This window comes from Vibrio sp. Y176 (genome assembly GCF_033438945.1).
This window is the reverse complement of sequence record NZ_JAWOQS010000001.1, coordinates 323632-339408: the sequence shown is the minus strand read 5'-3', so window position 1 is coordinate 339408 and position 15777 is coordinate 323632. Positions and strand designations below refer to the sequence as shown.

17 protein-coding genes are annotated in these 15777 nt (G+C 43.5%); 5 read left to right on the top strand and 12 right to left on the bottom strand.

Translation table 11 applies throughout. The annotated features are described in order from the left end of the window. Positions 1-89: 89 nt before the first annotated feature. Both R7O13_RS01625 and R7O13_RS01620 read right to left on the bottom strand, forming a co-directional pair. On the bottom strand, positions 90-569 hold the full coding sequence (locus tag R7O13_RS01625; RefSeq protein ID WP_047101211.1) for a hypothetical protein: 480 nt from the start codon (positions 567-569) through the stop codon (positions 90-92). Between the two features lie 168 nt (positions 570-737). Next, positions 738-1406: an SH3 domain-containing protein gene (locus tag R7O13_RS01620; RefSeq protein WP_005385650.1), complete on the bottom strand. Its 669-nt coding sequence runs from the start codon at positions 1404-1406 to the stop codon at positions 738-740. A gap of 103 nt (positions 1407-1509) precedes the next feature. Between R7O13_RS01620 and R7O13_RS01615 the strand changes: the two genes are divergently transcribed. After that, positions 1510-2058 carry a hypothetical protein gene (locus tag R7O13_RS01615; RefSeq protein ID WP_017635183.1) on the top strand — a complete coding sequence of 183 codons (549 nt, stop codon included), beginning with the start codon at positions 1510-1512 and terminating at the stop codon, positions 2056-2058. Between the two features lie 526 nt (positions 2059-2584). On the opposite strand, the gene R7O13_RS01605 is transcribed toward R7O13_RS01615, so the two are convergent. Then, positions 2585-3208 (bottom strand): class I SAM-dependent methyltransferase, encoded by a 624-nt coding sequence (locus R7O13_RS01605; RefSeq protein WP_318302800.1) that lies wholly within the window; start codon positions 3206-3208, stop codon positions 2585-2587. A gap of 5 nt (positions 3209-3213) precedes the next feature. Continuing rightward, positions 3214-3669, bottom strand: a complete 456-nt coding sequence (locus R7O13_RS01600; protein ID WP_005373581.1) for an Lrp/AsnC family transcriptional regulator — start codon at positions 3667-3669, stop codon at positions 3214-3216. Between the two features lie 148 nt (positions 3670-3817). Between R7O13_RS01600 and R7O13_RS01595 the strand changes: the two genes are divergently transcribed. Further along, positions 3818-4744, top strand: coding sequence for a DMT family transporter (locus tag R7O13_RS01595; protein WP_017635181.1), 927 nt, complete (start codon positions 3818-3820; stop codon positions 4742-4744). Between the two features lie 95 nt (positions 4745-4839). After that, the gene (locus tag R7O13_RS01590; RefSeq protein ID WP_005373585.1) at positions 4840-5502 is read left to right on the top strand and encodes a flagellar brake protein; all 663 of its coding nucleotides are present in this window, start codon (positions 4840-4842) and stop codon (positions 5500-5502) included. Between the two features lie 2 nt (positions 5503-5504). Here R7O13_RS01590 and R7O13_RS01585 read toward each other — a convergent pair whose 3' ends face one another. The 8 genes from R7O13_RS01585 to R7O13_RS01550 form a co-directional block, all read right to left on the bottom strand. Next, complete coding sequence (locus R7O13_RS01585) at positions 5505-6542, bottom strand: DUF2955 domain-containing protein (RefSeq protein ID WP_017635179.1); 1038 nt, start codon at positions 6540-6542, stop codon at positions 5505-5507. A 12-nt stretch (positions 6543-6554) separates the two neighbouring features. After that, a complete protein-coding gene (locus R7O13_RS01580; protein ID WP_017635178.1) occupies positions 6555-7613 on the bottom strand; it encodes an HlyD family secretion protein in 1059 nt (352 codons plus the stop codon). 35 nt (positions 7614-7648) lie between these two features. Next, positions 7649-8104 (bottom strand): transcriptional regulator SlyA, encoded by a 456-nt coding sequence (gene slyA, locus R7O13_RS01575; protein ID WP_017635177.1) that lies wholly within the window; start codon positions 8102-8104, stop codon positions 7649-7651. Positions 8105-8399: 295 nt separating this feature from the next. Further along, the gene (gene luxQ / locus R7O13_RS01570; RefSeq protein ID WP_170896920.1) at positions 8400-10976 is read right to left on the bottom strand and encodes a quorum-sensing autoinducer 2 sensor kinase/phosphatase LuxQ; all 2577 of its coding nucleotides are present in this window, start codon (positions 10974-10976) and stop codon (positions 8400-8402) included. Beyond that, positions 10976-12073, bottom strand: a complete 1098-nt coding sequence (locus R7O13_RS01565; RefSeq protein ID WP_005385634.1) for an autoinducer 2-binding periplasmic protein LuxP — start codon at positions 12071-12073, stop codon at positions 10976-10978. The genes luxQ and R7O13_RS01565 overlap by 1 nt, the downstream gene beginning before the upstream one ends. Positions 12074-12403: 330 nt before the next feature. Continuing rightward, positions 12404-12721, bottom strand: coding sequence for a GIY-YIG nuclease family protein (locus R7O13_RS01560; RefSeq protein WP_005373593.1), 318 nt, complete (start codon positions 12719-12721; stop codon positions 12404-12406). After that, a complete protein-coding gene (locus R7O13_RS01555; RefSeq protein ID WP_005373594.1) occupies positions 12718-13368 on the bottom strand; it encodes a YceH family protein in 651 nt (216 codons plus the stop codon). Before R7O13_RS01555 ends, R7O13_RS01560 begins: the two co-directional genes overlap by 4 nt. A 165-nt stretch (positions 13369-13533) precedes the next feature. Further along, on the bottom strand, positions 13534-13758 hold the full coding sequence (locus R7O13_RS01550) for a hypothetical protein (RefSeq protein ID WP_005385630.1): 225 nt from the start codon (positions 13756-13758) through the stop codon (positions 13534-13536). A 220-nt stretch (positions 13759-13978) separates the two neighbouring features. Between R7O13_RS01550 and R7O13_RS01545 the strand changes: the two genes are divergently transcribed. Next, positions 13979-14293: a DUF496 family protein gene (locus tag R7O13_RS01545; RefSeq protein ID WP_005373603.1), complete on the top strand. Its 315-nt coding sequence runs from the start codon at positions 13979-13981 to the stop codon at positions 14291-14293. Positions 14294-14414: 121 nt separating this feature from the next. Then, on the top strand, positions 14415-15752 hold the full coding sequence (locus R7O13_RS01540) for an MATE family efflux transporter (protein WP_005385628.1): 1338 nt from the start codon (positions 14415-14417) through the stop codon (positions 15750-15752). Positions 15753-15777: the final 25 nt, after the last annotated feature.

Below are 15777 nucleotides of genomic sequence, written 5' to 3'. Positions count from 1 at the left end.
AATTCAGGGTATGAAATGCTCAGAACGCTCACGTCCTGTCGAATACAATCGTCGTGTTAAGAGTGCACAATGGTGCAAATAGATGGTGTTTAGGCAGAAAACTGACTATTGAGTGCGACGTACATGGCATTGGTATCTTTCCAACCAGAAATGCGATGATCGCTTGTGAAATGATAAAATGTGGACTGGTTGTGACGCCAGTTAATGTCCATCAAGCTGTATGCGTAACCCGCATCAGCGTAAAACGGAGTCGTGAGATCGCCGACAAAATCTACGTGCTCGTCATCAAGCCCTTCCCGTAAGTAAGACGTCCAGCGCTGAGAGTTAAACAAAGCAACGGAATCGAGACTTGCATGGCCTTCAGATACTGGAGATTGAGAGCTTTCTTCTGAAACTTCAGAAAAATCGACGGAAGAGTTTGGCGATACACTTACGGCTACAAAAGGTTGTAGCTTAGAAAAGTGCGGTACGTGAGCCTTGTGGTCGATTTGCGCAGCAGATACATGCACTGGTAGCAATACCATTGCAAATAGCAGCAAAATCAACTTTCTAAGGTAAATCCAAGGCATAGGAACTCACTAAAAACACAAAGAGCCAAGTTAGGTCACTTGACTCGTTGATAGTATTCCTATTGATTATGGTTCACAACTAAAAAGTTATAAATCTCTGATTTCAGGTTTGCATCGTTATTGCATTTATCAAAACGTCTTTAGAAAACTAGTGTAATTGGTGGTGAGTTATCGATAAAAAATATCGCCCTTATCAACATCTAAGTAGATCTTGTTCTCTTGCTCCAAACCGCCACAATAGATGAAGTAAACGTTGCGCTTTTTGAACGTCACAGAACGAACCCAGCCTCCGAGCTCCTCAAAATCACTCGGATCACAGGTTTCATCGTCTAACAATTGCTGTGTTTTCTTACGGAAAATATCCAAGTGAACTTTTAAATCATCCGACTTCTGTAGGTATTCATCCAATATCTCTAAGCGCTCTTGCTCTTTAATAACTGGCTCTGCATCCGATAACCCTTCAGCATTCAACCATTCGGCTTTTTCTTCTCCACCCTCTTCATAGACAAGATAGCCGGAGATTCGGTACCACCCATCTACTTTTTCTAACACCGATACTTTTTCTCCCTTATAGAGCGTATCGACAACTAAAGCATTAGGGTTAGGCTTGTTGTAAACATTGACACGACGCTCAATAACGTAGTACTCGGTAACTTCCGGGGGAACGGCTTCTAAATCCAGAATCGGTTTGGATGTTTCTTTTTGCAGTGACGATTGCTCGACTTGTGTAGCCTTTGGTGCTTCAGGTTCATCTTTCTGCATAAAGAAGAAATAGTATCCAGCCCCCGCTCCGCCGAGCAACAGCATGACAATCAATGCGACGAGAATTTTCTTCATGCCCTTTTCCTTTTCATTCTTTATTCTTATCCCACCAGCAGCACGCATGTCGTAGAAATTTGGGTATATACTCAAAAGAGCAAGTCAACTAACGCGAGCAATAATGATCAACAGACTCAATTGGATACTACTATTTCTTCTGTTCCCGATAACGGGGCACGCCAATATTCAATGTAACCCATCGTCGTGGAATGACAATCTTACCCAATTCAATCGTTTAGAGTCCAATTACAATCAGCATGTTGAGGTATTCAATACACTTTTGACCGAACATAAACAGCGTCAGTTATTGTCCGAAACCTTTTCACTGCATGAGCTCGTGCTACTTTGGCGTGCCAAGTCGAACCAAAATGTGTTCAAAGCGCAATTAAAAGCATCGATTCAATACAAAGAAGAGCTCACAACTAAAGCGAATCAGCTGCTTAAATTGAGCACACAATCCCAATGGTCAGCAAATGGGTGGGAGATACTGGCCCAGAAGTGCCGCGAGTCAAACAAAACAGCCAATCAAATAACTGCGGAATGGTATAACACCAACGCTTTGGAACTTGCTGAAGATTACAAGCGCCTCTCTTCACAATATCAAACTCTGTCACAAGTCTATGATAAAGAAGCCCGAGCGCTTCAATACGCTCAAGATGTTTCGAAGTAAAAACAGAGCCAGTTTTGAATAGACGATGTTGGTTTTTCACTCCAATATTGGACGTTATTCGTGCTTTTTATCTTTCCTTAGTCGTGAACGATATCAAATGTAAATAATGGGATTGTTCCCTTTGACAAACTTGACTAAACCATGACCAAGACAATCAATTTATAGAGACATACGTCACATTAATGCTTTACTTATGGACATTTTTTGGTTAGTTTAGCCATTAATAAAATTTAATAAAAAGTCACATTTGGCTGGAGATGATGCTACAAACATGGTTATCAATCGATTAAGTAACAGGGAATGTCCTAATGCTACCAAAGCCAAGTTTTTGTCAGTAGTTAGGCACGTAAAAGAGTTCGGTTCAATCAGTGATTTGGATCTTTGTAAAATCTTCGGAGAAACAATATGGAGTGATGGGAGGGAATACCATTCAGCCGCGTTCTCATTCAAGGTTGATAGATACACAGGTAACTGTGAAATCTCACAATACAAAAACCAATAAGGCTTAAGAATTTATTAAGCGGAGTCAGGAAACGGACTCCGCTTTTTTGATCATGGCAATCGCAAAGTCGTGCTCGGAGTATCCCTCAATCAATCGTGTATTCGGACACAGCAACCGACAATAGCGAAAGACACCTTCTTTATTGTGCGACGCTAACATTTTCATGCTGGGTAGTTTGGATTCATCCAACAAGTTAAACACACAACCTTTCTCTGTCGCTCGGTACATTTTATCAATCATTTCAATGGTATGATTTGGGTTGGTGGATTGATAGTTCAATGATCCGGAAGCAAAAACAAAGTCGCAACGAGGCAATACCAACGTTGAAAAGTCGCCACATATAAACTTACTTTGCGTACGAAAATCTCGTTTTCTGGCTTCAGAGATAAACTGTTTTTGCTGATCAATGCCAATATAGCTTTGAGGAAGCCCCCCCGTAAGTTCGATAAACGCTAACAAGTCTCCGTAGCCGCACCCAATATCTAAAATACTTGAACCGTCTAACGTTAACCCTCGGCACAACGCCTCAAAACGGCTGATCTGACTATACTTATCTGCCCATCCCAGAGTTCGGGCTCTGTCTTTACCAAACTGTCTATATCGCTTTCGATGATAGTGGGCAATCTTAAGTCTATCGAAAAATTTCATCTTTCTTATGCATAAATCGGCAAACTGCCATTTCCTTTCACTTGTCTAATCGCCAGGTGGGTATGAATATCTTTCACATTTTCTAATCGCTGTAACTTTCTAGTAAATGTTTCATAACCAGCGAGATCTTTACTGACCACCTCTAACAGGTAATCATAGGCCCCTGATACGACATGGCATGAGATCACTTCATCCATCTCAACAACGGCATGTTCAAACTCATCAATCGAAGAAGCTTGGTGGTTATTTAAACTCACTTCAACAAATACAGTCATCGCGATGCCTACAGTGTCTCTGGACACAATAGCTCGATAACCACTTATTACACCTTCCTGCTCCAAACGCTTAATGCGTCTTGCACAAGGTGATGCCGATAGCCCTACTTGGTCAGCAAGTTCTGCCGTTGTCAGAGTGGCATCCTTCTGCATTAGGTTGATAAGTTGCCTGTCAATTTTATCCATTTATTCTTCCATGCCTTTAATCACCAACAATTAACACTTATACGCAATTTATCACCAACATCAAGCCTAATTACGTCAAACTTTGCCTCCCTTTTGCAAGAGTTTTATTCAACAATTAACACATCATTTACAAATGGACATGTCGATAATGATCTTGGGATACGCAGCTATATTAACGACCTTACTGCTTTGGTCTGGTTTCTTTATTTCTTTAAAAGGGGGCGCAATTTCTGCCTTGCAGCCAGCCGATATCGCGTTAGTTCGCTTTCTAATCCCAAGTATAATTTTATTACCATTTGTGATTAAGCATAAACAGTCGCTGCGCGTAGTGCCTAAACGCTACCTGGTTGGTGTTGTGGTTGGAAGCGGCCTTCCCTATCTTCTGGTCGTCGGAACGGCTATGCATTTCGCTCCCGTGGCGCACGGCAGTGCATTAGTACCTGGCACTTTGCCATTGTTTGTTTCTGCTATCGCGGTACTTTGTTATCAACAGTCGCTGAGTGCTCACCGCTTAATCGGGCTTTCTACGGTGTTGTTAGGGATTTTCGTATTCCTTCTTTCTAATAGCGGCGCAGAGTACAACTGGTCTCAGTTGCAAGGGCATATCCTGTTTCTAACTGGCAGCATCATGTGGGCTGCTTTCACCATCAGCGCTCGTGTCGCTAATCTTAATGCACACGTCTGTGCAGGATTCGTTGCAATCGCGTCTTTGGCTCTACTCATCATCGCCGTTGGTTTCGGGTGGGTAGACAGTTATTTGGTGGTAACACCGTTCAGCCAGTGGCCATGGGAGGAGTTATTTGGCCACGCGATGCTACAAGGTGTTGGCGCAGGTTTAATCGCTTCTTTCACTTTCATTTATGCAATTAGGATCATCGGTGCCGAAGCCAGCGCTGCTTTTGGTTCATTAACTCCAGTCGTCGCGACACTTCTTGCCGTTCCAATTTTTGGTGAACAACCAGATTCTCTCACTTGGTTAGCGCTGATGTTGGTCACATGCGGCAGTATTGTGGCAAGCCAAATCTTTATGAAAGGTGGAATGAGCCAAACTTATCGCCCACCACTTCACAGATAGCGATGATTTTACAAAAACTTATGCCTTACTATCTTGAATAACAAAATGGCGTTTTGATAGCCTCAGCTTAACTAAAAAATTAAAACGCCAATGTGATGCCAGCCACTCATACTAAAGATGAACTGCATAGGTTTCTCAAACCGGGAATGAAGCTTTCTACTAATTTCGAATTTGGGCCTAAGGATCAATATACGTATTCCACCACCTATCTGGGGATGAAAGAAAATGCTTATTTGATTCTTGATATACCAATGCGTTTGCTTGAAGAGCAAGTGATGAGAAAACTCCCCAACGCCGATGTCATCGTGCGTGGTGTATCAGATACGGAGTTAGGCCATGTCATTGCGTTTAAGTCCAGCGTGCTGACGACGACCGTTCGACCATCCCCCCTTTTGTTTATCCGCATTCCAGGAACATTTGCAACCAAACCAGTTCGGGAACATGAGCGTTACAAGTTGCAAATGGACTGTAACGTTATTCATGCAGGGAATGTCTACGACGGTAGCCTTATCGATTTCTCTCTAGCAGGTGTTGGTATATCAACCTTGATTGAGCCCGAATTCAACGTGGGTGAGAGTGTTACCATCGAATGCCCGTTAAGCCACTATATCGGAGAAGAAAATCGATGTGTCATTGCCAACATTAAGAAATTGGTGAAGGGATGGGTAGTTGGAATTAAGTTTGCTAGTTCCATTGAGATGACTCACGAACTAAAAACAGAGTTACTGGAGCAATCCTTTCTAACCAGTAACGTCTGAACTTACTGCTCGCTAAAGCGCGTCGCCTCAAAGCTGTTGAGTATTCTGTGAACCGTATAGGTCACAAGCAGCGTCGCAACAATAGCAAACAAAATACTGCTCACGCGATACAGCGCACTGAACATTAAGTCACCATCCGGAGTAAGGTATTGGCCGAAAAGAATACCTAACGTGGTTAAGCCGCCAAATCCGGCTCCCGAACCGCTAGACTCTTTCACGTGCATATAACTGAACATCATAGCCCCAATCCAAAGCAATGGAACGATAAACAATAAGGTATCCGACCAATCGTATAATACAAGTTGTCCTACAATACCAAAGGTCACCCCCATCAAGGTCCCCATTGCTCTTTTTCGCGCATACCCTAAAGCACCGTTCCAATGCATAGGAAACAATAAAAGTAAGGTTGTCGCCTGAGCAGACATAGAGTCACTGAGGTCAAATAGCTGGAATACAAGGAAAGACATTGTAGCGATACTCGCCCCCATAAGGGCTTCATGACGCATGCGATGACTCTGTTTAGGCTGCGACGGTTTCGCTGGTGGCTGACGAGGTTCCGCATCGGGAATCAAAAATGTCACCACATAAGCAACGATCACTGAAATAACATTCGCTTGCAGATTGCTAAAGATTAGGTCATTTAAGTCAGTGGTTGGATAACTCGCAAAGTGCAGCATGATGCTTAAGCTCAGTACGCTGTTCGCTCCAAATAAGAATAAGCTCCCTTTTGACATACAGGCGAATTTATACAGGAACAACCCGAATGCAATGATTGTCATCATGCCTGGGTGCCCACCAAATAACCCACCAAGCACACCAACTTCTAATCCACACACAACCGCTGAAAAAATCAGTTGTCGTGCGGCATGTAGACTCATGACTGGCACCATTCCAAGTAACAGCATCGGGGTTACAGTAAAGAATACGCCATAGTTCCAACCAAATACTTTACATAAAGTGAAACCAATGGTCGCACCAGTTGCAATGCGCAAACACTGACGGAAGTCGTTTTCCGACATGGGGTGGTCCCATAACTTCATATCGCCTCCTCGTTAATAAATATAATGAAGAAGACTCAAGAATTGGATCTGGCACCTCGCTAACCAACCAGATAATGAGTTTTCTGGCAACAACTGCACGGTTGCTCGTGCCCCTGCTGGAAATGCGCGCTGCTGAGGTTCATCGATAGCTAAATGTAAACGTAAGCGCTGCGCGTCTCTCACCCAACGGTTTGAGTCAGTTGGTGTTGCTAAGCGACCATCCGCATCGAATTGACCCGAGCTGACCCCGGCATCCACACTCGTAATACGAGCTTCAAATACATCACCAGGTAAGCTATCAAAAGCCACTAACGCACGGCTGTTCTGATTAAAGTGTCGTAAACTCTTTTCACGAAAGTCGGCAATGATATCCACGTCATCGGAGACTAAAGCGACAAGAGGTGTACCAGCTGCCGCATAGGCCCCCGTCTCCAGCTGCAAGTTAGCGACAACGCCATCATGTTCCGCCGAGACTTGAGTGTAAGACAGATTAAGTTCCGCTTGTTTTAGCTGGTTTTGCGCCACGCGGATATTCACATTCGTTGCGCCTAAATCACCGCGGTTTACTTCCAACTCTTTTAAACGAGCACGTGCGGCCAGTAAGTTCGCTTTAGCTGCCGTTGCACTGCTCTGTGCGTCATCGCGCTGCTGTTGCGAAGTACCATTACGGTGAAACAGAGTATTAAGACGTTTTGCTTCGCGAACTTTTTGTTCCGCCACGATTTTGCTCGCTTCAACGTCTGCTTTTGCCGCAGCAATAGAAGCATCAAGTTGTTCGTTGTTTTGAATCACACGCTCAAGGTTAAGTTGAGCCTTTTCTACGGCGAGCTGATAAGGCTGGGGATCAATCTGAAATAGTAGATCGCCTTGGCTTATTTCTTGGTTGTTGGCAACATAAAGATGCGTAATCTGCCCACTCACACGGGGGGCCACTTTAGTTACCACACGCGTTGCCATTGCCTGAGGCGTCAACGGCATGGCGAGATCTGCAACTAGAAAATAGGCAAAGACAAGGACAAACGCGACGCAAGAATATTTGATCCAACGTGCGAATTTTTGATCTGGAGTCATAGGCGTTTACTTCTCTTTTTATTCGGTTTTCTGACTTATTCGCTAAGTGAATCAAGCGCATTGTGAGCAATCTGATCAAGAATCAATGAAAGCTGCTGAAGTTCCTGGTCGTTGATGTCCGTTAGGAGCTTGCTTCGAACTTGAAGAATTCGAGCCTCCATTTGCTTTAGTAGGGTTTTCCCCTCTTCTGTGAGGCTAACAATACGTGCTCGCTTATCGTGTTCACAGCAATGGCGAACGATCAGAGATTGCTCTTCTAATAATTTTAATGTTCGCATCAACGACGCTAACTCGATCTCAAGCGCTTCAGCCAAATGCTTCTGACTGATGTTGTCACCCATTCGATAAAGCTTCCATAACGCAGTCCAACGCGGATACGTTAGGTTTAAAGGCTCTAACTCGCGATCTGCAACCATTTTCCACAAACGAGCAACACGAGATAATTTTTCAGCCAGAGAAAGGTCTCGCAAACTGTTGATGTCTTGAATCATAAGATCTACTCAATTACTTATCGTGCTAAGTAATGTAAAATAGTTAGCACGCTAAGTAAATATCTTTTTGTGATTGAAATCACGTTGGGTGTGTCAGTGAAGGGGCAGAAATCTAAGTAACACAACACGATGTTTGAACTTGAAATGCAGCGATGTACACAACAAACGTCGAGACCAATAAAGTCTGATTTGTATAAGAGTAAAAGGGTCAGATACAAAAAAGCACAACCCACTGTCATGGTGTTGTGCTTTTCAGATAATGAATAATTGGGTTATCTCGTAGTGAGCCAATTCCTTATGTTCGCTCAACTAAGAACCGCTGCTTAAAATCCACAAATGCTTCATGGAGCGCATTTTCTTTAATCGGCTTGAGAAGCACGTAATTCGCACCCGATTCCATAAAGGCGTCACTGGTTTCTTTCGCGGTGTCAGCAGTACACGCATAAATTGGCGTGCCTAGTTTTAGCTTTTGTCGGATCTCTTTGGTCGTTTCAATTCCACCAAGATGCGGAAGTTGGTTGTCCATCAGTATCAAATCGTAAGTATGATCTTTTAAGAATTCCATTGCTTCTAACCCATCTTTCGCCCAATCAACCTGCATTTTGTACTTGTTACAAAACGCTTTTAGAATGAATGCGTTAGTATGGTTATCCTCTACCAACAACACTTTGAGACTCTCTGCAAATAGTTCACCTGGCTTAACTCGCAAACTCGAATCAAGAGGGGTGAGTACTCGCTCACGATCTTTCACTGGCATTGTAATGACAAAAGTCGTTCCTAAGCCTTTCTGACTGCGGACTTGAACATCACCTTCCAGCATGTCGACGAGGCTCTTCACAATGGTCAGCCCTAAGCCACTGCCGCCGTATTCTCGAGTCGTTGTTGCTTCTTCTTGAACAAAAGGTTCGAACATTTGGTCGAGTTTGTCAGACTCGATGCCGATACCTGTATCCGTAATTTCCACGACCAGCACGCTATTGTCAGCGCCATAGAACTGCTCAAGTTCAGCATGCAAGCGCACGCTACCCGAGGGCGTAAACTTTACTGAGTTACTGACTAGGTTGAATAAAATTTGGTTCAGACGAACTTGGTCAGTAAAGATTTCAACATTGGGATCTATTTTGTTTTCAATGACAAGGTTGACGCCTTTACTTTCACAAATAGGACGATAAATGTTTTCTAACGTTCGAATTGTATCAGTGAAAGAAAACGGGTGCTTTTGGATATTAAACTTACCCTGCTCAATCTTCGAAAAGTCCAAAATATCATTCAAAACAGCAAGTAAGTGCTCACCACTATGTCGAAGTACGTCAATTTGGTTATTCTGCTCTTCTGTTTCCACAGAGTCTTTTAGCAATTGAGCAACCCCTAAAATTCCATTGATTGGCGTTCGGATCTCATGGCTCATTTTAGCCAGAAAGTCGGCACGGGCTTGAGCAGATTTCTCTGCTTCTTTGCGCGCCAAGTTACTCTGTTTTTCCGCCTCAATTAGCGTGGTAATATCCTGACCTTGAACAATAATACCGCTAATATCTCCATCAACTCGAATCGGCGATAAGTTCCAGCGATATACTTTGTCTCCAATTGGCACATTAACGCCTGTCAACGTAGCTCCCTGAGCCGCCATGCGAAGGTGTGGCATCAACTTTTCTTTGAAACCTTTGAACACTGGGTGCATGGTTTCAACATCGTTTTCCATGACTAACTCTTTGCGTGCTGCCGGATTGATTTGGACAAGTACACCCGATTCAGACCACACCATAATAGGAGATAACGCAAAGTTAAACAGGTCGCGGAAAGAGCGCTTTTGTGCTTCAAGCTCTTCAAAAGTGTTTTCTAGTGTCGAACCAATATGATCGAATTCCTCAATATCTGACCCCTCAAAACGCTCAAATCCTTTTTCTTCACGAGCCGAGCGGGTATATGCCATCAGGGATCCTAACTCTTCAACTACTCGATTCTCGATCCATTCTTTAGTCATTAGCGCAATCATGACCATACCGATAACTGAGGCTAGCATTGCTAGCAGGTGTTGGATTTGCAATGTCACCACGCTCTGATTGTCTTGCACAGTAAGCAAGCACAAGTCAGTCTCGGCGGCATTTACCTCAATAGGGGTTTTGATGATCAATAATTGGTCAAGCTTGTGCTGGGACTCTCGTCGTTTGAGTACGTCAAATATTTGATAAGCCTCATCTCCTACTAATGAGCTTGCCAATGGTGTGTTGTTAGCGACCAACACAACATTGTCGACGTTGCCTTCATTTTTTAACCTTTCCATCAACCCAAAGTTATTATCTAAAACAACAACATTGTAAGAGTACCCCATCACTTCACCGGTTTTAGGTTGTAAAACGGGTACACGACGAAGTAAAAGATGGCGAGTTCCCATCGGGGTCTGTGAGGGTAGATAATACCAGTTGTTGCTAAAGGTCACTTGACTGGCAAGTCGGCTAAGTATCAGGTTGTTGATGCCATAGAAATGCGCGTTGCCATCGTCCCAAATAATACCTTGATGATCGGTTAGGAAACGAAACTCTGGTGTATGGGAAGGATCACTCTGGTCAATACTCATGAAAAAGTAATTGAGTGCCTCTTCATCACGTTCTGTATAAAATTCCAATACAACATCACTTTTCGAATTGCTGTTGTGATGAATCTGAATCGCTGCAAAATGGCTATCAAAAATGTTCAGGATCAGGGCAGAGGTCTGCTGCTTGGTTCGGTCGACTTCCTGCCAAATAATCTGCTTCGAGAAGTAATAACTCTGAACAAAGATGCCTAGAATGATCGGAGCAAGTACGAGAATAATTATTTTGGTAATAAGCGTCGACAGTGAGCGACGCTTTCTTGTTTTTGATGTAGTTGTCATCAATTATCTGAGTATCTAAATGCACGTTTTCTTAATGCTTCAATTCTTTCTGGAGAGTCCGATTTGGTAACGACTTCAAAATCACCAGAGTAAACGGTGGGAACTGGCTTTCCTTCTAAATCCCACTTAATGGCCTCAGCCATTGCAATACCTGTATCATCGTTCATACGCATAACGGTAACGTCTAACTCCCCTTTAGAAAGCGCCTCTAACTCTGCTGAACCGCCGCCCCAACCATTGATCATGACATCATCACGACCTAACTCTTTAAGAGCGTCAACAGCACCTAATGCTACATCGGTAGAACACGCGTAAATGAAGTCAACGTCCGGATACTTCTCCAAACTGGCTTTTGCAGCTTCATACCCAGATTGCTTTGTTGCTTTGGTGTAGTAAGCAGATTGTAGTTCAAATTGATTATCGCGGTTCACTTGGTTGATAAAAGTGTTGCCTCTGATGTCACTAATGTAGCCCTCTGAGAAGTAGAGAACACTATAGTGGCTATGTTTAGGGAAACGCTTGCCAAACTCAACGGCCAATTCACGACTTCCTTCTGCGTGGTCGAAACCAACATAAAGAAACGGCTGATGATGTTCCCAATCCCTAACAGGTGTGGTGATATTTTGTAAAATTAACTTGGTTTTCTTTGAATCTAAGACATGCTCAACAAACTTACGATGTCTTGTGGTATCTAGAGTAAAGATCAAGTAATCGGAGTTGCTTTTCAGCGCCTCCATTAAAGACAAACTTTGCTGCTTTATATCTGCATTAGGACGAGTAAACACTTGATTTAGTTGATAGTCGATATCAAGCTTATCTAGGCGTTTTTCAAACGCATCGATGTTTCGAATCCAATAATCAGAGATCTGCTGCCCTGGATAAACAACAGAAATTTTCAGTGGACGCTTTTTGTCTTTTGCTACGGGTACAGGGGTTTCTCTTACCACTTCAGCCAACGCACTAGTTAACTGCTTCTGTTGTGGAAACTGGTCTAAAAACTCTTGATATGCCCAATACCCATTAAGAACTTGGGTGGCCTGCACATTCGGCGCAAAAGCGGCCATTGAAATCAGGGAGAATACTAACGCTTTTTTCATCTACTGCTCTTTTAGCTTTTTTATGAGCCTAATTCAGCTCTATTCATTACCTAGCCGAGTCATTCTATACTCTTGTAATCTACCTTCCTCTTAGTGCCTGTTTCAATAGTAAATTGGTTCTTGGTCTGAGTGGATGCAAATAAAGTACATTGAGTCGCTTCCTTTGTCTCGATAACGTAGAGACATTTCGCGCTTTTCATATTCAGGACCTTTAAACAGAACACCAGCCCATTATGCGTCAGTTTATTCCTACATGGTACTCCAAAAACAAAAAGAAACCGCCAATGTGACATAGGCGGTTTCCGTGTATCTTTGCGTAGCAAGGGCTTATCAGAGTGCCACTATCTCTAACATCATTTGTTGATGTTCGTCGACGACAATATTTGCTTTTGACATAACGAGCAGCTCTTTTTTCGCTTTAGTTAGTTGCTTAATATAGTACTCTGCTCGCATGGCAAGCGTCTTTGAGTCAAAATCCGATGACCATTCCAATACCAAAGGGCCTTTTCCCTTCAAAGCTTTCGCTCCTTTTCCGGTTTGGTGCTGATTGAATCTTCGTTCAACATCATTGGTAACACCACAATACAACGCGTTGCGGTTATTTCGTATCAGATAGACACTCCAACGCTGCGTTGTATTTTCCATCATGAAAGCAGTGACTCAACCTTAGCTTTTAATTCATCCAGCTCTTCTTTCAGCTGAGCGACTTCGAGCTCTAGCTGACTTACTCGATCGGAGCTCGAGCTTGCAGCAGACACAGGCGCTGCAAGTTCGGACGCATCAACATCACCACAGAACAAATGCATATAACGCGACTCCCGCTTACCAGCCTCACGTGGTAATTTGACCACTAATGGTCCTTTCTCTTCGCTTGCTAAATGCTCAAGGACCGTTTCCACTTCTTTTACATCATGAAATGTCGCGAGACGATTAGTACGAGTACGAATTTCCCCAGGTGTTTGAGCACCGCGCAAAAGCATACAGCATACAATGCCCTTTTCCTGCTCAGTCAGCTTTAAATCACCAAACTCCGTATTACAGAAACGGTGTTGATACTTGCTGACGCGGCTGTTGAACGCACTTTCGTCACTGACGAGCCTGCGCTCAATAAGAGCATCAACGGCATCGAGTACGTCTGACTCAGAGAGTGACATCACGGGATCACGGTTGCTTTTTTGATTACACGCGTTGGTTAATGCGTTCAGGCTGAGGGGGTAAAGATCTGGGGTAGTGACTTCTTTTTCGATCAAGCAACCAATAACTCGTGCTTCAATTGCCGTTAGCTCAACTTTCATAATGCATTTCCTTATTATTTTTGCATTTGACTTTGTACCTAAATCGCTTCGAAATCATACGCCATAAATTCACACAGCAGTGCAAGAAGCGTTAGCGGTTCAGGTGTTGGTGTCAGGCTAAAGCATAGCGTAAGACCTGACACCCCTTACGAATAGGGTCAGGTATCAATGCTCCGAGAGAATCGGCACTCTCGTCAAATTGCCATCTTGGTCGACCATCATTATTTTTGAACGATTAAGCTCAACTTCGATGATTTCGAGTTGCTCGCGTGCGTTGATATACGCCGTTTTTAACTTTTCAGCCACAGAGCGAGTGACTTGCTCATTATCTTGACTATTTACTTGCTCCGCAGTGTTACCAGAGTCCATATCAAGTTCATCATTTTGCATTCAATGGTGTTGATAATATAGTGAAGGCCACGTTATGACAATGAATCGATGGATTCTACGATGTTGGCCAAAACTCGAAGAAAGCAGCACGATTATATGGACACAGCGCAATTGGTTGAGAAATGTTCAACTCTGCATTGCTATTGATCTAAAGACTGTTATGCCACTGGATGTTGTGCTTTAATCGAGGAAGATATTCATAAAATTAGGAAAGAGAACTATGAGTAGCGTATTTGAAATCGTTAACCAAGCTCGTCGTAAAAACAAACTAAAACGTGAGCTTCTTGATAACGAGAAGAAAGTTCGTGATAACCGTAAACGTGTTGATCTTCTAGAAAACCTTCTAGACTACATCAAACCAGAAATGACTCACGATGAAATCGTCGCAATCATCAAAAATATGAAAGCAGACTATGAAGATCGTGTTGATGACCACATCATTAAAAGCGCTGAGATCTCTAAAGCACGTCGTGACATCAGCCGTCGCATTCGTGAGCTGACTGAAGAAGACAAGCAAACTAGCGGCAAAAAATAAACGCGTAAGCTAGATTTTCGAACCCCGAGCAAGAATATCTTCCTCGGGGTTTATTTTTGTCTCTAAACTAACCGCCGTGTACAATCAATCTAACTCTTATTCCTAACGCATTCAGCTTTCTATGTCTTCAACTACGACAAGTACACAACCAACGCTTGCAAAACAATTATTTACGATGACCTGGCCAATGCTTTTTGGCGTTCTGTCTTTAATGAGCTTTCAGCTTGTGGATAGCGCGTTTATCGGTCAGCTCGGCGTTTTACCGTTAGCCGCTCAAGGTTTCACTCTGCCTTTGCAAATGGTCATTATCGGCATTCAAGTCGGTCTAGGGATCGCAACGACAGCGGTCATTTCTAAAGCTCTTGGGGCGAATGAAAGTCGGTATGCCAAACAACTTGGCGGATTGGTATTGATGATCGGCTCAATTGGTGTCGCTATTTTTGGCGGGCTAATTTGGCTTTTGCGCTACCCCATTTTAGCTCTATTAAGCGCTCCAGAATCTGTTATGCCGATAATCGACAGTTACTGGCCTTGGTGGTTATTAAGCTCATGGACTGGTGCGGTTTTGTATTTTTATTACAGTATCTGCCGAGCTAATGGCAATACAATGTTACCTGGCACAATGATGATGATAACCAGCGGCGTGAACCTTGTACTCGATCCACTATTTATTTTCACGTTTGACTTGGGTATTAACGGAGCGGCAATAGCAACCATCGTCGCTTTTGGGTTTGGTATTTTAGTCGTCGCTCCTCGCGTGAAAAAGAATCACTGGGCAACGACACAATGGCAAGATCTTAACGTAGCCAAAAGTGTTGCATCTATCGGTAACATTATGGGCCCTGCGATGATTAGCCAACTGCTGCCACCGTTGTCTTCCATGCTAGCAACAAAATTATTGGCAAGCTTTGGAACCGCAGCAGTCGCCGCTTGGGCGCTTGGTTCACGCTATGAGTTCTTTGCTATCGTTTCGGTCTTGGCGCTGACAATGTCTATGCCTCCAATGGTTGGACGCTTACTTGGAGCAAAGAACTATGAAGATATCCAAAGGCTCGTCAGTATTGCCGTAAAATTCATTCTAGGTTTCCAACTTTTGATTGCTGCCATTACATTTGCCGTCGCAAACCCACTCGCATTATTGATGACAAGTGATGTGCAAGTGGAGCAAGTCTTGGAAATGCATTTACTGATAGTGCCGATCAGTTTGGGTTCATTAGGGGTTTGTATGCTAATGGTTTCTCTTTGTAATGCATTAGGCAAATCTTACACCGCGCTCACTATTTCAGCGCTGCGCTTGTTTGTCTTTTTCCTACCGTGCTTGTGGGTTGGCGCTCAAATGGATGGAATCCGAGGTTTACTCTTAGGCGCTTGTATCGGCAACCTGTTAGCTGGTGTTTCCGCATACCTAACCTATCGCCAAACCATACGCAAACTCGCAGGCGCTCAAGCCAACGCGTAACGATGAATAATCAGAACTAAGCCCC